This window comes from Stenotrophomonas ginsengisoli, from assembly GCF_001431485.1.
Taxonomy (GTDB): Bacteria; Pseudomonadota; Gammaproteobacteria; order Xanthomonadales; family Xanthomonadaceae; genus Stenotrophomonas; species Stenotrophomonas ginsengisoli.
The window spans coordinates 66,542-85,121 of record NZ_LDJM01000045.1 but is presented as its reverse complement, the minus strand read 5'-3'; the positions used below and the strand labels follow the sequence as shown (position 1 = coordinate 85,121).

Annotated in this window: 19 protein-coding genes; 7 read left to right on the top strand and 12 right to left on the bottom strand. The window is 66.4% G+C overall.

The features are described from left to right. Nucleotides 1-21: 21 nt before the first annotated feature. Complete coding sequence (locus ABB30_RS14490; RefSeq protein ID WP_083489898.1) at nucleotides 22-2,943, bottom strand: Rne/Rng family ribonuclease; 2,922 nt, start codon at nucleotides 2,941-2,943, stop codon at nucleotides 22-24. A gap of 396 nt (nucleotides 2,944-3,339) precedes the next feature. Here ABB30_RS14490 and ABB30_RS14485 point away from each other — a divergent pair, with 396 nt between their 5' ends. Next, nucleotides 3,340-4,323 (top strand): RluA family pseudouridine synthase, encoded by a 984-nt coding sequence (locus ABB30_RS14485; protein WP_057639020.1) that lies wholly within the window; start codon nucleotides 3,340-3,342, stop codon nucleotides 4,321-4,323. 32 nt (nucleotides 4,324-4,355) lie between these two features. Here ABB30_RS14485 and zupT read toward each other — a convergent pair whose 3' ends face one another. The 3 genes from zupT to ABB30_RS14470 are packed head-to-tail and all read right to left on the bottom strand — an operon-like array spanning nucleotide 4,356 to nucleotide 5,920. After that, nucleotides 4,356-5,150: a zinc transporter ZupT gene (zupT, locus tag ABB30_RS14480; RefSeq protein ID WP_057639019.1), complete on the bottom strand. Its 795-nt coding sequence runs from the start codon at nucleotides 5,148-5,150 to the stop codon at nucleotides 4,356-4,358. Nucleotides 5,151-5,153: 3 nt separating this feature from the next. Then, nucleotides 5,154-5,573 carry an energy transducer TonB gene (locus tag ABB30_RS14475; RefSeq protein ID WP_057639018.1) on the bottom strand — a complete coding sequence of 140 codons (420 nt, stop codon included), beginning with the start codon at nucleotides 5,571-5,573 and terminating at the stop codon, nucleotides 5,154-5,156. Between the two features lie 5 nt (nucleotides 5,574-5,578). Next, nucleotides 5,579-5,920 (bottom strand): 4a-hydroxytetrahydrobiopterin dehydratase, encoded by a 342-nt coding sequence (locus ABB30_RS14470; RefSeq protein WP_057639017.1) that lies wholly within the window; start codon nucleotides 5,918-5,920, stop codon nucleotides 5,579-5,581. Between the two features lie 66 nt (nucleotides 5,921-5,986). Between ABB30_RS14470 and ABB30_RS14465 the strand changes: the two genes are divergently transcribed. Then, nucleotides 5,987-6,583 (top strand): NfuA family Fe-S biogenesis protein, encoded by a 597-nt coding sequence (locus ABB30_RS14465; protein WP_057639016.1) that lies wholly within the window; start codon nucleotides 5,987-5,989, stop codon nucleotides 6,581-6,583. A gap of 19 nt (nucleotides 6,584-6,602) precedes the next feature. Continuing rightward, on the top strand, nucleotides 6,603-8,597 hold the full coding sequence (locus tag ABB30_RS14460) for a hypothetical protein (RefSeq protein ID WP_057639015.1): 1,995 nt from the start codon (nucleotides 6,603-6,605) through the stop codon (nucleotides 8,595-8,597). Nucleotides 8,598-8,641: 44 nt separating this feature from the next. Here ABB30_RS14460 and ABB30_RS14455 read toward each other — a convergent pair whose 3' ends face one another. The 8 genes from ABB30_RS14455 to ykgO all read right to left on the bottom strand — a co-directional run bounded on the left by ABB30_RS14455 (nucleotide 8,642) and on the right by ykgO (nucleotide 13,985). Then, a complete protein-coding gene (locus tag ABB30_RS14455) occupies nucleotides 8,642-8,965 on the bottom strand; it encodes a c-type cytochrome (protein ID WP_245626518.1) in 324 nt (107 codons plus the stop codon). 104 nt (nucleotides 8,966-9,069) lie between these two features. After that, nucleotides 9,070-9,414, bottom strand: coding sequence for a c-type cytochrome (locus tag ABB30_RS14450; protein ID WP_057639013.1), 345 nt, complete (start codon nucleotides 9,412-9,414; stop codon nucleotides 9,070-9,072). Nucleotides 9,415-9,524: 110 nt separating this feature from the next. Further along, the gene (locus tag ABB30_RS14445; RefSeq protein ID WP_057639012.1) at nucleotides 9,525-10,760 is read right to left on the bottom strand and encodes a TraB/GumN family protein; all 1,236 of its coding nucleotides are present in this window, start codon (nucleotides 10,758-10,760) and stop codon (nucleotides 9,525-9,527) included. Nucleotides 10,761-10,763: 3 nt separating this feature from the next. Further along, nucleotides 10,764-11,297 carry a GNAT family N-acetyltransferase gene (locus ABB30_RS14440; RefSeq protein ID WP_057639011.1) on the bottom strand — a complete coding sequence of 178 codons (534 nt, stop codon included), beginning with the start codon at nucleotides 11,295-11,297 and terminating at the stop codon, nucleotides 10,764-10,766. A gap of 11 nt (nucleotides 11,298-11,308) precedes the next feature. Further along, entirely contained in the window at nucleotides 11,309-12,196 is an 888-nt protein-coding gene (locus tag ABB30_RS14435; RefSeq protein WP_057639010.1) for a carbon-nitrogen hydrolase, read from the bottom strand. Between the two features lie 87 nt (nucleotides 12,197-12,283). After that, a complete protein-coding gene (locus ABB30_RS14430; RefSeq protein ID WP_057639009.1) occupies nucleotides 12,284-13,324 on the bottom strand; it encodes an agmatine deiminase family protein in 1,041 nt (346 codons plus the stop codon). Between the two features lie 75 nt (nucleotides 13,325-13,399). Beyond that, a complete protein-coding gene (locus ABB30_RS14425; RefSeq protein ID WP_057639008.1) occupies nucleotides 13,400-13,729 on the bottom strand; it encodes a hypothetical protein in 330 nt (109 codons plus the stop codon). Between the two features lie 130 nt (nucleotides 13,730-13,859). Next, a complete protein-coding gene (gene ykgO / locus ABB30_RS14420; protein ID WP_057628212.1) occupies nucleotides 13,860-13,985 on the bottom strand; it encodes a type B 50S ribosomal protein L36 in 126 nt (41 codons plus the stop codon). A 197-nt stretch (nucleotides 13,986-14,182) separates the two neighbouring features. Here ykgO and cmk point away from each other — a divergent pair, with 197 nt between their 5' ends. The 4 genes from cmk (at nucleotide 14,183) to lapB (ending at nucleotide 18,578) form a co-directional block, all read left to right on the top strand. Further along, on the top strand, nucleotides 14,183-14,866 hold the full coding sequence (gene cmk, locus ABB30_RS14415) for a (d)CMP kinase (RefSeq protein WP_057639007.1): 684 nt from the start codon (nucleotides 14,183-14,185) through the stop codon (nucleotides 14,864-14,866). Nucleotides 14,867-15,097: 231 nt separating this feature from the next. Then, nucleotides 15,098-16,786, top strand: coding sequence for a 30S ribosomal protein S1 (gene rpsA / locus ABB30_RS14410; RefSeq protein ID WP_057639006.1), 1,689 nt, complete (start codon nucleotides 15,098-15,100; stop codon nucleotides 16,784-16,786). Between the two features lie 82 nt (nucleotides 16,787-16,868). Then, a complete protein-coding gene (locus ABB30_RS14405) occupies nucleotides 16,869-17,183 on the top strand; it encodes an integration host factor subunit beta (RefSeq protein ID WP_057639005.1) in 315 nt (104 codons plus the stop codon). 216 nt (nucleotides 17,184-17,399) lie between these two features. After that, nucleotides 17,400-18,578 carry a lipopolysaccharide assembly protein LapB gene (lapB, locus tag ABB30_RS14400; RefSeq protein ID WP_057639004.1) on the top strand — a complete coding sequence of 393 codons (1,179 nt, stop codon included), beginning with the start codon at nucleotides 17,400-17,402 and terminating at the stop codon, nucleotides 18,576-18,578. The last annotated feature ends 2 nt before the right edge of the window (nucleotides 18,579-18,580 follow it).

Genomic DNA, 18,580 nt, shown 5'->3' with positions numbered 1-18,580 from the left:
TTCGGTAGGTGCGGAGGTGGCCTAGCGACAGGTGGTCGCCTGCACCGGCGCAGCTGCTGGGGCTGAGGCGGCAGTTTGAGCCGTGGCCACCGGCCACGGCGGCAGGTCATCGCCGGCCGCCACCGTGGCAACCGCAGCGGGTGTCGGAGCCGGCGCCAGAACAGGAACTTCCGGAACTTCCGCAGCAACCGGAGCTTCCGGAACTTCCGCAGCAACCGGAGCAACCGGAGCAACCGGAGCTTCCGCAGCAGCCGGAGCTTCCGCAGCAACCGTGGCTGCGACGGCTACCGCTGCCGGGGCGGGCTTGGGGTTGGACGGCAGGCGCGCGCCGGCCTGGGCCGGTTCGTCATCGAAGTCGAACTCGGTGCTGGCCATGGCCGGAGCCGGCTTGTGGCTGGTGTCGCTGGTCGCGGCGGTGTGCTCGGACGACTCCTCGGCATCGTCACCGATCAGATCGGACAGGGCATCGCCGTTGTCATTTTCTTCACCGGCAGCACTGCCTTCAGCGCCGTTGCGACGACGACGGCGACCACCGCGGCGGCCGCGGCGACGGCGGCCGGCCTCACCATTGGCAGCGTCGTCACCGGCATCGGTATCGCTGCCTTCGGCACCGCTCAGTTCCAGTTCCGCATCGGCATCGGCCGCGGCGGTGATGCTGGCCACCTTCAGTTCTTCATTGACGGTGCTGGTGACCGCTGCAACAGCGGGTGCGGCAGTGGTGAGGTTGTCGGCAACGCTGACAGCGGCGGTGGCCACAGCGGCAGCGACCGGGGTGGTGCTGGCGGCGGCTTCGGCAACGGAAGGTGCGTTGTTGCGCGGTGCACGTTCGCCACGCTCTGCGCGCTCGGCCTGTGCCTGGGCCGGCTTGTCTGCTGCCTTGTTCTGGCGCGGCTGGTTGTTGCGCTCGGCGTTGGGCTGAGCGTTGCCGTTGTTGCCGCCCTGCGGGGCCTGGCCTGCGGCCTGGTCCTTGTTGCGGTTGCGGTTCTTCTGGCGCTTGTTGCCCTGCTGGCCATCCTCGCGTGCCGGACGTTCGCCTTCGTTGCGTGCCGGCTGGCTCGGGGTGGCTGCCGGGGCCGCAGCAGCTGCCGGCTTGTCGGCGTCACTGCGGCGACGCTCCTCGCGCGGCTTGTCCTTGCGGCGTTCGTCGCGGTTGCCGTTCTTGCTGTTGCGGTTGTTGCGGCTGTTGCGGTTGTTTTCCTGCTTGGCCGGTGCGCTGGTGGCTTCGGCTTCGCCGGCACCGAACAGGCGCTTGATCCAGCCGACAAAGCCGGTGCTGGCCGGTGCCGGGGCTGCCACCGGGGTGGCCGGTGCCGGTTCCGGCGCGGTTTCGCGTACCGGGGCAGGCTGGCTGTGCTTGACGTTGGTCACCGCCGGGGCGGCCGGAATGTTGAGCTGGGCCTTGGTCAGGGCCAGCACCGGCAGCTTGCGCGGGGTGCCGCGCTGGTAGCTGGGCTTGCTGGTTTCCTCACCCAGCTCGTTTTCGCGCAGGCGCGAGACCGAGTAGTGCGGGGTGTGCAGCTGCTCGTCGGCGACGATGATGATCGGCGAGCTGTGGCGGTCTTCGATCTCGCGCAGGGCACCGCGCTTTTCATTGAGCAGGAAGTTGGCGATTTCCACCGGCGCCTGGACCAGGACCTGCCCGGTGTTTTCCTTCATCGCGTGCTCTTCGGTCACGCGGATGATCGACAGCGACAGCGACTCGATGCTGCGCATGCGGCCCTGGCCTTCGCAGCGCGGGCAGACCAGCTGGCTGGATTCGCCCAGGCTCGGACGCAGGCGCTGGCGGCTCATTTCCATCAGGCCGAAACGGCTGATGCGGCCCAGCTGGATGCGGGCACGGTCGTACTTGAGCGCCTGCTGCAGGCGGTTTTCCACCTCGCGCTGGTGCTTGGAGGAGGACATGTCGATGAAGTCGATCACCACCAGACCGCCCAGGTCGCGCAGGCGCAGCTGGCGGGCCACTTCCTCGGCCGCTTCCAGGTTGGTGTTGAACGCGGTTTCCTCGATGTCACCGCCCTTGGTGGCACGGGCCGAGTTGACGTCGATGGCGGTCAGCGCTTCGGTCTGGTCCATCACGATCGAGCCGCCCGACGGCAGGCGCACGTTGCGCTCGTAGGCCGCTTCGATCTGCGATTCGATCTGGAAGCGGTTGAACAGCGGGATGTCGTCCTTGTAGTGCTTGAGCTTGCGCAGGGTCTGCGGCATCACCTGCTGGATGAAATCGCGGGCGGTGTCGTACATCTCCTGGGTGTCAACGAGGATCTCGCCGACATCGGCGCGCAGGTAGTCGCGCAGGGCGCGCACGATCAGGCGCGATTCCTGGTAGATCAGGAACGGGGCGGGCTTGGTCAGTGCGGCTTCGGCAATCGACTTCCAGACCTGCAGCAGGTAGTCCAGGTCCCACTGCAGCTCTTCGGCATCGCGGCCGACGCCGGCGGTGCGGATGATCACGCCCATGTCGTCGGGGATCTGCAGCTTGTCCAGCGCGTCCTTCAGGGCAGCACGGTCCTCGCCCTCGATGCGGCGCGAGACGCCGCCGGCCGACGGCGAATTGGGCATCAGCACCATGTAACGGCCGGCCAGCGAGATGAAGGTGGTCAGTGCGGCGCCCTTGTTGCCGCGCTCTTCCTTGTCGACCTGGACAACGATTTCCTGGCCTTCGCGCAGCAGTTCCTTGATGCTGGCCTTGTGGTGGTCCACACCGGCCTGGAAGTAGTCGCGGGAAATTTCCTTCAGCGGCAGGAAGCCGTGGCGGTCGCCGCCGTATTCAACAAAGGCCGCTTCCAGCGACGGTTCCAGTCGCGTGATACGGCCCTTGTAGATATTGGATTTCTTCTGTTCCTTGGACGGCTGTTCGATATCGATGTCGTACAGGGTCTGGCCGTCCACAATCGCCACGCGCAGCTCTTCGGCCTGCGTGGCATTGATCAGCATTCGCTTCATTGTGCGTTCCTCGCGCGCTGCTACCGCGCGGAACGCCATGGGGTTTCGCCTCTGGCCACTGTCCGGCCCTTGGTCGCGCATGCGCGGGGGAGGGGCCGGGCGTCCAGCGCTACAACACCACGGCAGGCCGCGGGAGCGCTCATTGGTTTGGGTTTGTTGCAGGACCGGTGGCGTTGCCAAACATCTGGCCACGCCGCACGGGACATGTTCAGCACAGGCATTGGTGGTGCCCGGCGATGGCCGGGAAGGCCGGTGAGCCGCTAACATGGCCGCCCCGGGGGCGGTGGCAGCGAACTTGAACCGGATTCACCAGGAGCGGGGCTTTCGGCCTGTTCAACTCCTAAGTGAAATCAATCCCTTATATCGCCGCTCGAGTGTAACAGAATACGTGCCTATATGAATGCTTCCGATGTGACCTCCCAGCCTGGCGCTGACAAGCCCGGCGTGCGCATGGTGCGCGTGTCCGATGACCGCGCTGGCCAGCGCCTGGACAACTTCCTGCTCGGCCAGCTCAAGGGGGCGCCGCGCTCACTGGTGTACAAGATCGTGCGCTCCGGCCAGGTCCGGGTGAACGGCGGCCGGGCCAAGGCCGAGCGCAAGCTGGAGGCCGGTGACGAGGTGCGCATCCCGCCGGTGCGGCTGGAAAGCGAGGGGGTGGAAAAGGCCGGGCCGCCGGAGGCGTTCATGAAACGCCTGGAGGCCGCGATCGTGTTCGAGGATGAGTTCCTGCTCGCCCTGAACAAGCCGTCCGGCGTGGCCAGCCATGGCGGCAGCGGCATCAGCCACGGTGCGATCGAGACCCTGCGCGCGCTGCGCCCGGGCAAGATGCTCGAGCTGGTGCACCGCCTGGACCGCGATACCTCCGGCCTGTTGATCGTGGCCAAGAAACGCTCTGCCCTGACCGAACTGCAGGCGCTGCTGCGTGAAGACCACGGCGCCGGGATCATCAAGCATTACCAGACCCTGTTGGTCGGGCGCATGCCCGACGGGGTGATGACCGTGGATGCCCCGCTGCACGTGGGCCTGCGTCAGGGGGGGGAGCGGCATGTGCAGGTCAATGCGATCGGCAAGCCTTCGGTCAGCCATTTCACCGTGCTGGAGCGCCGTGGTGGGCATTCGCTGTGCCAGGTGCGCATCGAGACCGGCCGCACCCACCAGATCCGTGTGCATGCCCAGCATATTGGTCATCCGGTGGCGGCCGATGACAAGTACGGCGATGAGGCGATCAACAAGCGTCTGCGCGAGCAGATCGGCCTGAAGCGTCTGTTCCTGCATGCCGCATCACTGGAGTTCCGCCTGGACAACGGCAAGCGCCCCTACCTGCTGCAGGCCCCGCTGGCGCCGGAGCTGGTCCAGGCGCTGGAGCGCCTGGGCAAGTAACGGCGGCGATTTTTCAGGGATCTGCCGGCGAACTACCAGGAAAACAGTACGAGGCTGATCGCCATCAGGGCCATGCCGCCGACCAGGCCATGCACGGTCTCGTGACCGACGGCATGGCGCTTGGCTGTTGGCAACAGTTCGTCCAGGGCCAGGAACACCATGATCCCGGCAATCAGGCCGAAGGCGCCACCATAGGTGTTGGCCGAGAGCTGGCCGCCGACCAGGCCATAGCCGAGCAGGGCGCCGACCGGCTCGGCCATGCCGGCGCCGATGCTGGCCGCCAGGGCGATGCGGCGTGAACGCGTGGCGGCATGCACCGGGATGGCGATGGCAATGCCTTCGGGAATGTTGTGCACGGCAATGGCCAGGGCCAGTGGCAGGCCCAGGACCGGGCTCTGCAAGGTGGCAAAGAAGGTGGCCATGCCTTCGGGCAGGTTGTGGGCGGTGATCGCAATGGCGGTCATCAGTCCGACCTTGCGCAGGTAGGCGGCATTGTCCTGGGCAAAGCCCGGGGCCTGTTTGTCCAGGCTGTGGTGGGGGTTGGGAACCAGCTGGTCGATGATGGCCATCAGCAGCAGGCCGCCGAGAAAGGCCGCGGTGGACAGGGCCAGGCCGTAGCGGGCCCCATGCAGGCTGCTGAAGGCGGTGGTGGCCTTGGGCAGGATCTCGGCCAGCGACACGTAGACCATGGCCCCGGCGGCGAAGGCCAGGCCGAAGGAGAGCAGGCGCGGGTTGGGGCGCCGGGTGAACAACACCAGGGCACCGCCGATGCCGGTGGCCAGGCCGGCGGCCGTGGTTACCAGCAGGGCGGTACCGAAGGCTGACATCGATCAGCCGCCGCGGCGCAGGCGTTCCTGCACCAGATAGCAATCGGTGGGCAATTCGGCCGGCAGGCGGAAGGTCACCGGGACCTGGATGCTGGCCGGAACCGGCTGGCCATTGCGGGTGGCCGGGCGGAAGCGCCAGCCTTCCACCGCAGTCTGTGCGGCCTGGTCCAGGGCAGGGAAGCCGGAGCTGGTCAGCACGGTGATGTTGTCGGGGATGCCGGCCGCGCCGATGCCCACCTTGAGCACGCTGGTTCCTTCACCGCCGGTGCAGGCCACCTCGGCCGGGTAGGCCGGTGGCGGGGTGGAGATGGCGGCCACCGGGGTCGGCGCCGGAGCGGCCTGCCGGGCCGGGTCGGCAGCGTCCTTCTGGCAGGCTGCCAGAGACAGGGGGAGGCACAGCAGCAGGCAAACACGCAGGTTCATGGCAGTTACTCGGTCAGGGCGCTGGTCTGGGCCGCGCAGATCACATCATTCAGGCTCAGCCCGCCAACGTCGTGTGTAGACCATTGCACGATGACCCGGTCGTAGTGCACCGACAGGTCCGGATGGTGGTCCTGGCGGTGGGCGATGTGGGCCAGGGCGTTGACGAAGGCCAGGGTGCGGTAATAGTCGGCAAAGTCGAAGCGGCGCTGCAGGAGGCTGCCATCGTTGCTGAGCGACCAGCCCGGCAGGCGCGCCAGGTAGGTGTCCAGGGCGGCGGCATCCAGGCGGTGCTCGGCACCGGCGCGGGGGATGCAGCGGGCGCTGAGCAGGTCGAGGGGCTGGGTCATGGGCTCTCCGGGGCAGGTGATGGCGGTGCCAGTCATTGGCGTGCGTGACAAGGCTAGAATAGTCCCATGATCCAGATTTCTGACAGCGCACAGCGCTATTTCCGCCGCCTGATCGAACGCGAGAACGTGCCCGGCATGGGCGTGCGTCTGAAGGCGGTCGAGCCGGGTACCGCGCAGGCCGATGCGCGCCTGGAGTTTGCCGAGCCGGCCGACCTGACCGGTGATGAGTGGGCCATCGACTGTGACGGCTTCACCCTGTACGTGGCCGCTACCAGCGTGGCCTGGCTGGATGGCGCCGATATCGACCTGGTCGATGCCAACGGTGGCCAGCAGCTGACCATCAAGGCGCCCAAGATCAAGGGTCAGGCGCCGCCGGAATCGGCCTCGATGGTCGAGCAGGTGACCTGGTTGGTGGACAACGAGATCAACCCGCAGCTGGCCTCGCATGGTGGCCGAGTAGCGGTGCAGGAAATCACCGCCGATGGCGTGGTGCTGCTGCGTTTTGGTGGTGGCTGCCATGGCTGTGGCATGGCCGATGTCACCCTCAAGCAGGGCATCGAGAAGACCCTGATGACCAAGGTGGCCGGGATCACCGCGGTGCGCGATGCCACCGACCATGAAACCGGCGCCGCCCCTTATATCCCGCGCACTGATGCGGGCTGACTGACAGGAGCCAGTGCCGATGGGCCAAGCGCAAGCGCAGGACATCATCGACTGGATCATCGGGCGCGGTAAATCCGCGCCCGACGCATATGTGCTGGGCAAGTGGCCGATCTGGATGCGCCTGCGGCCGCGCGCCTCGCTGGCCCGGCGCGATGCCATGCTGGCGGTGCTCCACGCCCGTCCGGTTGCAGTACGGCCGCGCCGAGCCGGCCATCGCCGGCCGCACTGGCTGGCCCTGCTGTGCTGGCAGATGGGGCCGGAGCCTGCGCACGATGAGCGCTGGCAACGGCGCACGGCGGCATTGTTCAGTGCCGGGCTGCATGGCCTGTTTGCGCTGTTGCTGGTGTGGGTGGCCCTGGTGCGCAGCACCGCGCCGCCCAGCCCGCCGGAACAGCGGGTGGCGCTGCGTTTTGTCAGTGCCGGGCAGGGGCATGTGCAGGGCGCCGAGGCGGGCGAATCGTCGCCAGCGACGACACCTGTTGCTGCCTCGCCCGGGCAGGCCGCATCGGCTGCTGGCCCCCAGCAGCGTGCCGCGCAGGCCGCGCCTGCCGCCTTGCCGGCAAGCGTGACGCAGACGCAACCGCCATCCCGAGCGCTGCCCGCACAGGAGCCTGACTTGCCGGTGCCGGCTCCGGCGCTGCCAACGCCGCTTGTCCAGGCACCGCCGCCGCCGGTCGAACTGCCCGCAGCAGCGATGCCGGTGCCGGAGCGTGCATTGGCCCAGGCGCAGCCGCAGCCGCCATCCCCCCCGCCGGTGGCAGTGATCCCGGCAGAGGTGGTGCCGGAGGTGGCACTGCCGGCTCCGCAGGTGCGCAGCATCGCGCCACGGGCCGTGGATTACGCACTCCAGGCCGAGGTGTCCTTGCCGGTGCCTGAGCGGGAACTGGAATTGCGGCAGCAAGTGCAGATACGGCCCTTGCGGCCAATATCGGCGCCCTCGCCGGTGCCGGTGCGGCTGTCTCTGCCTGAGCTGGTGGTGGCCGAGCGCAGCATTGCCTCGCGCCAGACGGCGCCGGCACCGCGTCCGCCGGCCGTGCCGGTGACCACAGCCACGCTGCGCCAGCCTGCGCAAATGACGGTGCCCGAGCGCGATATCGCCATGAGTGAGGCGGCCCCCGTGGTGTCCGGTCTACGTGCAGGGTCAGCGACGGTGGCCGCACCGCCGACCCGGGAACTAGCGGTGCGTGAGCGTGAAATCAGTCCAGCCCTGGCTGCGCCGGCCTTGCGCGGGCTGCGTGAGCCCGTGCTGCCGGGCACGGCCGACAGGGCGGACATGGCCAGTGCGACGCTGCCGGCGGTACGCGAGCGTGACATCAGCGCCCGCGCCGCGGCCTCGGCGCAGCGCTTGGCAGCGGCAGATGCGCAGGCGCCTGGTCAGGCGCACAACCCTGGCGGAGCCGCTGCACCGGTGCGCGCTGCATCGACCGCTTCAACCGGGGCGGGGCAGTCCTCCCCGGTCGGCACCGCAGTACCGCTGGCCGCAACGCCAGGCACGGCTGGCACTGCCAATGCCGGCAGGCCGATGGCCGGCAGCGGCCAGGATTGGTCGCGTGGCCAGGCCGGCAGTGATGACTGGAGCCGCGCCGGGCAGGCTGCCGGCAGTGGCCTGGCCAGTAGTGGCACCCCGGCCGGCTTGCGCGCCGCCGACCTGCCCAGTGCGGCGGTCGAGCGCGGCGCACCGGGCGGGGACAATGACCAGTGGACCCGGCAACGCCTGGAAGCCGGCGGCACCTGGTTGCAGCGGCCGCCGCCGGGGCATGTGCCCGGCCGCTTTGACCGCTACTGGGTACCCAATGAATCGTTGTTGGCCGAATGGGTGCGCAACGGCATCAAGAATGTCGAGATTCCGCTGCCCGGTGGCAGCGGCTCGATCAGTTGCGTGATCTCCCTGCTCCAGCTCGGTGGCGGATGCGGGGTCAGTGACCCCAACATGCAGGAGCAGCCGGCGCAGGCGCGCGCAGCGCCTGACGTGCCTTACAAACCGGCCCTGCACAACGACAGCGGCAGCCCCTGAGGGCTGCCGCGTTGTCGGTGAGCGGGTCTGGCCGGGCTGCCGGTTCAGGGCAGGGTGGTCAGGTCACGCAGCTGGGTCGGGCGCTGGGCAAACCAGGCCGCCACATCGGCAATTTCCTGGTCGCTCAGGTCTGCGGCCTGGGGATTCATCAGCACATGCACGCGGCTGCCATCGCGATAGCCGGCCAGTGCGTGGGCCAGGTAGTCGGCGTACTGCCCACCCAGCTTGGGGTAGGTTGGATCGATCGGCGCATTGCCGTCGGCACCATGGCAGTCGATGCAGCTCTGTCCGGTGGCCTTGCCCTTGCGCTCGGCAATGGCCTGGCCGGCAGCGGCATTGGCGCTGGGCAGGCCGGCCGACGGTGCCATGTTGCGGCCGGTTTCCGGATCGGTTTGCGGGCTGCAGGCACTGGCGGCAAGCAGGGCGGCACTGGCCAGCAGCAGGCGGAACGGGGTCAGGTAGGCGGCCATGCTCACTCCAGGCTGGACAGGTAGGCGGACAGGTCGGCGATGTCCTGCTCGCTGAAGCTGCCGGACTGCGCCTGCATGGTCGGATGCACGCGCTTGCCTTCGCGGTAGGCATGCAGGGCCTGGCTCAGGTAGGCCGCACTCTGGCCGCCGATCCTGGGCACCTTGTAGCTGGGGTAGACATTCTTGTAGCCGGTCACCCCGTGGCAGCCCTGGCAGGTATAGGCCAGTTGGCGGCCATGGGCGGGGTCGGGCGTGGGCGGATTCTGGGCACTGGCCGGGGTGGCCCACAGGGCCATCGGCAGGCAGACGGCCAGAGCAAGACAAGCGGTCAACGGCGTGATGCGCATTGGTAAGGTCCGGTGTGCAGGTGTCTGGTCGTTCCGCCGTGGGGACACGGAACGAGCCGAGTATAGCCTGCACATTCAGGGTGACTGCAATGGGCAGGCACCGGTCAGGCTCAGCTGCTCAGGCGGCTGCCGAAGCGGGCCACGGTCAGCCACAGTCCCGAAGCACTGCCCAGGTTGGTCAGCAGGAACACCAGCAGCACCCGGGTGATGCGGTTGCGGTACCAGCCGCCGATGCTCTGGGTGTCATCGCGCAGGGCCATGAAGTCGGCATAGGCCGGCTTGCGCAGGCGCGCCTCGACCAGCGAGGAGAAGGCGCCGGTGGGGATGGACAGGCGGAACGGCTTGAACGGCGCAGCGGCCATGGCCGTGAGGATGCTCAGCGGATGGCCACGGGCCAGCAGGCAGCCCAGGCCGGCCAGGCCGCCGGTGAGCAGGGCCCAGGTGGCCAGCAGTTCGGCGCCCATGTTCATGCCGCCGGAAGCAAAGCCGTAGGCGATGCCGCCGATGATCACCGCCAGGATGGTCAGGGTGAACCAGGGAATGTTGCGCTTGACCGGCACGTCTTCCAGTGCGGTGCGGGTGGCGGTCGCGTCATCCTGATCTTCGGCCAGGTGGCGTGCCAGGCCGGCCAGGTGGCCAGCGCCGACCACGGCCAGAACCTCGCGCAACGGCGTGGCAGCCTTGGCGCTTTCCTCGCGCAGGCGGGCGGCCATGTAGCGGTCGCGTTCGGCAATCACCGTGTCATACAGGGCCGGGCTCTGCTCGGCGAAATCGCCGAAGCTCGATTCGAGCATGTCGCCCTGCTTGAGCTTTTCGATTTCCGCCTCGCCCACTTCCTCCTTGGACAGCAGGCCGGCACCGATGCCGCTGATCAGCTGCAGCTTGCCCCACAGGCCCAGCCGGCGCGAGGCACGGCGGAAGGTCAGGCCCACTTCGCGGTCGATCAGCTGCACCGGCAGGTTGCGCTCGCGCGCGGCGGTGACGGCGCGCTTGAGTTCGGCGCCCGGTTCGATCTTGAGCTGCTCGGCCAGGCGGCGCTGGTAGGCGGCCAGGGCCAGGTTGGCCGCAAACAGCGGCACCCGGCCCTTGCGGATGACCTCCACCAGATCCATCTTGGCCAGGGCATCGGGGTCTTCCATGGCGCCCAGGCGCTGGGCATCCAGCTCCACGGCCACCGCGTCGAATTGCCCGGAGCCGATCGCCGCTTCCACCGCGGCCACGCTGGCCGGGGAGACATGGGCGGTGCCCAGCAGGGTGTAGCGCACGCCATCACGCTGCACCACGCGCACCGGCTGTTCGGCCAGGCTGGCGTCCAGGCCGGTGGGGATCGCAGTTGCTTCAGTCATGTTTCAACCTTCGTTGTCCGGTGCGCTGCTGGCACCATCGCCAAGCGCGCGCTGCATCTGCACGGTATCAAGCCAGCGCCCGTGTTTGCGCCCCAGGCCCTGAAAGGTGCCAACATGGGTAAAGCCGAAGCGCTCGTGCAGGGCAATGGAGGCGGTGTTGGACGGCTCGCCGATCACGGCCACCATCTGCCGGTAACCACGTTGGGTGCAGGCATCGATCAATGCGCCGAGCAGGGCGCTGCCGATACCGTGACCCTGCATGCCGGCATCCACATAGACCGAGTTCTCCACCGTCCACTGGTAGGCAATGCGGGTGCGGTAGGTGTTGGCATAGGCATAGCCGGCCAGCTGGCCGTCGAGCTCGGCCACGATGTACGGAAAACCGCGCTGGGTGATGTCCTGCATCCGCCGGGTCATTTCCGCCACGTCCGGCACCTCGTATTCGTAGGTGTTGACCAGGTCGGTGACTTCACGGGCGTAGATCGCGGTGATCGCCGGCATGTCGCCAGTGGCGACCGGGCGGATGTGCAGGGCCATGGGTGGGGTGCTCAGTCGATGTAGCGGCGGGTCAGGTCGTTGTAGGCGTCAATGCGGCGGTCACGCAGGAACGGCCAGATCCGGCGCACGTGCTCGCTGCGGCCCAGGTCCACGTCCACCACCATCAAGGTGGCCTCGGTGCCGGCTTCGGCAATGAACTCGCCCTGCGGGCCGAGCACATGGCTGTTGCCCCAGAAGTCGATGCCGGCTGCGCCCAGTGGCGAAGTTTCATGACCGACGCGGTTGCACGAGAGCACCGGCAGGCCATTGGCCACGGCGTGGCCGCGGTGGCTGAGCACCCAGGCATCGCGCTGGCGGGTCTTTTCGTCCTGGATGTCGGACGGGTCCCAGCCGATGGCGGTGGGGTAGAGCAGCATGTCCGCGCCGGCCAGGGCCATCAGGCGGGCCGCTTCCGGGTACCACTGGTCCCAGCACACCAGCACGCCGAGGCGGCCGACCGAGGTGTCGATCGGGGTGAAGCCCAGATCGCCCGGGGTGAAGTAGAACTTCTCGTAGAAGCCCGGATCGTCGGGGATGTGCATCTTGCGGTACTTGCCGACCAGGCGGCCATCACTTTCCAGTACCACGGCCGTATTGTGGTACAGGCCGGTGGCGCGCTTCTCGAACAGCGAACCGACGATCACCACGCCATGCTTCCTGGCCAGCGCGCCCAGACGCTCGGTGCTCGGGCCGGGAATGGTTTCGGCCAGGTCGAATTCGTCCACCGACTCGTGCTGGCAGAAATACGGGCCGTTGTGCAGCTCCTGCAGCAGCACCAGCTTGGCGCCGGCGGCAGCCGCTTCGGCCACGCGGGCCTCGATGATGGCGAGATTGGCGGCGGCATCGCCGTGGTTGCGCTCTTGGACCAGCGCGACGGTCAGGGTGCGGGAACGGCTCATGGCTCTAGGGTCCTGCTTGCGTGGCGTCGGGGCAAGCCGGCGCCAGGGTCATACGGGGCCGGCGGCGCACTGGCCGCCGGCAGGGCATCAGATGGCCACCACGCCGGCCGGCAGCTGCATGGTGATGCAGTGCAGGCTGCCGTTCTGCCAGATCAGCGAGCGACAGGGGACCTGTACGATTTCGCGCTCCGGGTAGGCCTGGGCGAGGACGTCGCGGGCGGCGTCATCGGCCACATCGCCATAGGCCGGCATCAGCACCGCACCATTGAGGATCAGGTAATTGGCGTAGGAGGCGGCCAGACGGCGGCCATCGTCAATCACCGGCTGCGCCCAGGGCAGCGGGAACAGGGTGTAGGGGGCACCATCGACGGTGCGCAGCGCTTCCAGTTCGCGGCCCATCGCCTGCAGCTCGGCATGGTGGCTGTCGCCGGTGTCATCGCAGGCCTGGTAGACGATCGAGGTCGGCGAGGCAAAGCGTACCAGGGTGTCGACATGGGCGTCGGTGTCATCGCCCTCCAGATAGCCGTGGTCCAGCCACAGCACGCGTTCCTGCTGCAGCCAGCCGGCCAGCCTGGTGGTCAGCTCCTCGCGGCTGGCATCGGGGTGACGCTCGTTCAGGCACTGCCAGGTGGTGAGCAGGGTGCCGGCACCGTCGGTGTCGATGGCCCCGCCCTCCAGGGCGAAATCAATCACCTCGCGCTCGCTGCCATCGGCAAACACGCCGGCATCGAACAGGGCGCCGACCAGCTGGTCATCCAGGCTGGCCTGGAACTTGCCGCCCCAGCCGGTGAAGCGAAAATCGAGCAGGCGGTGGCTGCCGTCAGCCTTGTTCAGGGTGATCGGCCCGGAATCGCGCAGCCAGGTGTCGTCATAGGCGGCGGTGACAAAGCGCACGCGTTCCATGTCCACGCGGTTGGAGCGCAGGCGCATCTCCGCGTAGGTTTCCAGATCGTCATCGGCCACGCAGATCAGCACCGGCTGGAAGCGGGTGATCGCGCTTACCAGGGCGATATAGGTCTCTTCGACCTGGTCCAGACGGTCGGCCCAGTCGGTATCGGCATGGGGCCAGGCAATCAGGATGGCCGCTTGGGATTCCCATTCGGCCGGAAAGCGCAGTTTCTCGGTCATCAATGTTCAGTCGCATGCCGGTCGTAGCCGGCGGGGAATGGGTGCCGGCGGGCCATCCTGGCTTGCCGGCGGTGCTTACAGAACGGGCGGCTTGGGGCCGATTTCGGTCGCGTTGGCCTGAGTGGCCACCACGTCGATCACCCGCGATTTTTCAAAGTAGACCACGAACTGCGGGTAAACCCAGCGGTTGATCGTCGGCCACTGGCGCTTCTGGCCGCCGCGCGGCTCCATGCGCTGGGCAGGCTCGCCAAAACTGGCGCGCACCTGGTCCATGCTTTGCCCGCGTGCGGGAATGGCGGTGTCCGGCTTGCTGGCGGCACGCTCCACCAGCAGGGTGTCGGCGCTGGCAGTGCCGGCAACGGTGGAAAGGGCCAGTACCGCGGCGGTAATCAAGGTGCGCATCATGCTCTTACTCCCCAGCTTGAGATCAGGTTGCGATTACAGCAAAAAACAGGCAACAAAAAACCGCCACAGGGCGGTTTTTTGCAAATTCACGGCCGTCGAGCGGTCGTGACGGCCAATCAGGTGCTGAAGATCAGCGCTGACGGGCCTTGAAGCGCGGGTTCGACTTGCAGATCACGAAGATCTTGCCGCGACGGCGGACGACCTTGCAATCGCGGTGGCGAGTCTTTGCCGACTTCAGGGAGGACAAAACTTTCATGGCATACCTCGGCGTAAACGGTGGTTTCTGGTTAAGCGCGCCGCGGACATGCAATGTCGCTCCGGTGACAAGGCGCTTGTTCTAGCCCGCCATTCTACCGGCCCTGTGCGGCAGGGCACAAGTGCGTTGTTGGCGGCGGTTCGGCTGGCGGGGCCAGCAAGGGGTAGAATAGCAGCACCTCCACCAGTTCACCGCACATGACCGAGCTTGCCACCGTTCTCACCATTGATGGCCCTTCCGGCGCCGGCAAGGGTACTGTCAGCCGTATTGTCGCCCGCCGCATGGGTTGGCATTACCTGGATTCGGGCGCGCTGTACCGCGCGGTCGGGGTGGCGGCCAGCTGGGCCAATCTGGACATTTCCGACGCCGCGGCGCTGGTGCGCTGCACCTTTGACACCCAGGTCGAGTTTGTCGAGCGGGCCGAGGGTGACCTGCGGGTGATGGTCAATGGCGTGGACGCCACCGACGAGCTGCGTCTGGAGACCACCGGTGCGGTGGCTTCGGCAATTGCCGCGATCCCGGAAGTGCGGGCTGCCCTGAAGGAGCGTCAGCGCGCATTCAGGCGCGCGCCAGGGTTGGTGGCCGACGGCCGCGACATGGGTACGGTGATCTTTGCCGATGCGCCGTACAAGGTGTTTCTGACCGCCAGCGCCGAGGAGCGCGCGCAGCGACGCCATAATCAGTTGAGTCAGAAGGGAGTTTGCGTTAACTTTGACGATCTTCTGCGTGAAATCATGGCCCGCGATGCGCGTGATGCACAGCGCACCGTGGCGCCACTGAAGCCGGCCGATGACGCCGTTTTGATCGATACCAGCGGTATGGGCATCGATGACGTCGTGGCCCGCGTGCTGGACCTGCTGCCGGCACCGGCAACCCCGTAACCCGGGGCTGTCGCATCACTAGACGTGCTGCCTTCGGGCAGTACAGGCAGGTTGGCCACTTTCGGGCGGCTGATGTTGTACCCAATGCTGTAACCCCTCCGTCGGGCAATGATGCCTGGCGGGTTCATTCACTTCACACGCGACCTGCTGCACCGGGGTCGACTAACCGGGCGGGCAGCCGGGCATCGATGATGATTCCCCTGCCTGTGTGTTCAATCTGAGTAATCTCAAATGACCGAATCTTTTGCCGAACTGTTTGAAGCCAGTCAGGCCAACCTTGCCAAGCTGAAGCCGGGTGCCATCGTCACCGGTACCGTTGTTGCCGTCCGCGGCGACGTGGTGGTGATCAACGCCGGCCTGAAGTCCGAAGGCATCGTGCCGATCGAGCAGTTCCGTAACGATGCTGGCGAAATCGACGTCGCCGAAGGCGACCAGGTCAAGGTCGCCCTGGACTCGCTGGAAAACGGTTTCGGCGAAACCGTGCTGTCGCGCGAGAAGGCCAAGCGCGCCATGGTGTGGGACGAGCTGGAAGAAGCTCTGGAAAAGAACGAAACCATCACCGGCCGCATCAGCGGCAAGGTCAAGGGTGGTTTCACCGTCGACATCAAGGACGTCCGCGCATTCCTGCCGGGCTCGCTGGTCGACGTGCGTCCGGTTCGTGACCCGGCCTACCTGGAAGGCAAGGAACTGGAATTCAAGCTGATCAAGCTGGATCGCAAGCGCAACAACGTTGTCGTCTCGCGTCGTGCCGTCGTTGAGTCCGAGCACTCCGAAGAGCGCGAAGCACTGATGGACAAGCTGGTCGAAGGCGCCATCCTGAAGGGTGTTGTCAAGAACCTGACCGACTACGGCGCATTCGTGGACCTGGGCGGTATCGACGGCCTGCTGCACATCACCGACATGGCATGGAAGCGCGTGCGCCATCCGTCCGAAGTGGTCAACGTCGGCGACGAGCTGGACGTGCGCGTGCTGAAGTTCGACCGCGAGCGCAACCGCGTTTCGCTGGGTCTGAAGCAGCTGGGCGAAGATCCGTGGGAAAACATTGCCCGTCGTTACCCGGCCAACAGCCGCGTCTTCGGCAAGGTCTCCAACGTGACCGATTACGGCGCATTTGTCGAAATCGAGCCGGGCGTCGAAGGCCTGGTGCACGTTTCGGAAATGGATTGGACCAACAAGAACGTCAACCCGTCCAAGGTTGTGCAGGTTGGTGACGAAGTCGAAGTGATGGTGCTGGACGTTGATGAAGAGCGTCGTCGCATCTCGCTGGGCATGAAGCAGGTTGCTGCCAACCCGTGGGAAACCTTCGCTGCCATCCACAAGAAGGGTGACAAGGTTTCCGGCCAGATCAAGTCGATCACCGATTTCGGTATCTTCATCGGTCTGGACGGCGGCATCGACGGCCTGGTCCACCTGTCCGACATCAGCTGGGCAACCACTGGCGAAGACGTGGTGCGCAACTACAAGAAGGGCGACACCCTGGAAGCCGTTGTCCTGGCTGTCGATCCGGAACGTGAGCGCATCTCGCTGGGCGTCAAGCAGCTGGAGCAGGACCCGTTCGGTCAGTACATGGCTTCCAACCCGAAGGGTTCGAAGGTCGAAGGCGTGGTGAAGGAAGTTGACGCCAAGGGCGCAACCATTGAGCTGGCCGACGGCGTGGAGGGCTACGTGATGGCCCGTGACATCGCCAACGAGCGCGTTGACGATGCCACCCAGTTCCTGAAGGTTGGCGACAAGGTCGAAGCCAAGTTCGTGGGCATGGACCGCAAGGGCCGCGCACTGCAGCTGTCGATCAAGGCCAAGGACGAGGCTGAAACCGCCGAAGCCCTGGCTGAGTTCAACAAGAACTCGACCGAAGCTGCCACCGGCACCACCAGCCTGGGCGCACTGCTGCGCGCACAGCTGGGCGGCAAGGGCGAGTAATCCTCCTGCCTGAGTGGTAAAAAGGTGATGGCCCGGGTCCGCCCGGGCCATCTCCACGCAAGAACCCATCTTCGAGCGTGCAATGACCAAAAGCGAATTGATTGAAATCCTCGCGCGGCGTCAGGCTCACCTGAAAGCCGATGATGTAGATCTGGCAGTCAAATCATTGCTTGAGATGATGGGGGGAGCCCTGGCCGACGGCGATCGTATCGAGATCCGCGGTTTTGGCAGTTTCTCCCTGCATTACCGTCCCGCACGACTGGGGCGCAATCCCAAGACCGGCGATCCGGTCGCTTTGCCCGGCAAGCATGTACCGCATTTCAAGCCTGGCAAGGAGCTGCGTGAGCGTGTCACCGACGTGGTGCCGCTGGAATCTCCGCTCAGTGAACGCGACTGAGCCCTGTCCACCCCGACAACTGCCTGCTGCCATCCGGCCGGCCCATGTCTGTTGCGCTGGATCCTCCTGTCTTGAAGTTGCGTGTACGTGCCCGGGCACGTTTGCTGCGGCTTCGTGCGCATGATCACTCCTGTGGCATGCGGCAAGGTTCATCATTGCGCCAGTGCCTTGTGCGCTGTTGTCGCCCTCCTCAATACCCGAGTCATGTGACCTGCGATGGACTTCATCACTGAATGGTTGTGGTTTTTCCTCTTTGTGCCGCTGGCAGCTGTGGCAGGCTGGATCATCGGCCGGCGAGGCGGTGAGCGGCACAACAGCAGCCAGGTCAGCCGCTTGTCCAGCACCTACTTCCGTGGTTTGAATTACCTGCTCGGCGAGCAGCCGGACAAGGCGATCGAGCTGTTCCTGCACATTGCCGAGCTGGACAAGGAAACCTTCGAGACCCAGCTGGCACTAGGGCACCTGTTCCGCCGGCGTGGCGAGGTGGACCGGGCGATCCGTCTGCACCAGGGCCTGGCCAACCGCACCGACCTGACCGATGCGCAGCGGGTGCAGTCCCTGCTGGCCCTGGGCGAGGACTACATGAAGTCCGGCCTGCTGGATCGTGCGGAAACCGTGTTCACCGATCTGGCCCGGATCGACCAGCGTGCTCCGGCAGCCTTGAAGCATCTGATTGCCATTTACCAGGCAGAACGTGACTGGGAAAAAGCGATCGACAACGCCAACCGGTACGAGGAAGTCACCGGTGAGCCGATGGGCAAGCTGATTGCCCAGTTTCAATGCGAACTGGCCGAGCGTCATCGCGCCACCGGGCGCCTGGACCTGGCTCGCGAGGCGATTGCCCGGGCCAACCAGGCCGATGCCATGAGCGTGCGCGCCGGCATCATCGAGGGCCGTCTGGAAAGCGATTTCGGCAATGACGAGGCCGCCGTGCGCGCCTTCGAGCGGGCCGCGCGCAATGACCCGGATTACCTGCCGGAAATCCTGCCGCAGCTGATGAAAAATTACCGTGCGGTGGGCGACATTGCCGGTGCGCGTGCCTTCCTGGCCGAGATGACCGAGCACTACCGTGGCATCGCCCCGGTACTGGCCCTGACCCAGTTGATGGAAGCCCAGGAGGGCATTGGCCCGGCACGTGCCTATCTGGGGCGTCAGCTCAAGGATCGCCCGTCGGTACGTGGTGAATCGGCCTTGATTGACCTGACCCTGGCCGAAGGCGCCGATCCGGTGGCCACCTTGCAGGACCTCAAACACATCACCGACCAGTTGCTGGTGCGCAACCCGGCTTACCGTTGCACCAAGTGTGGCTTTGGTGCGCGCACCCATCACTGGCATTGCCCCAGCTGCAAGGAATGGGGTTCGGTCAAGCCCCTGGCCAATTTCGCGGTGCTGTGAAC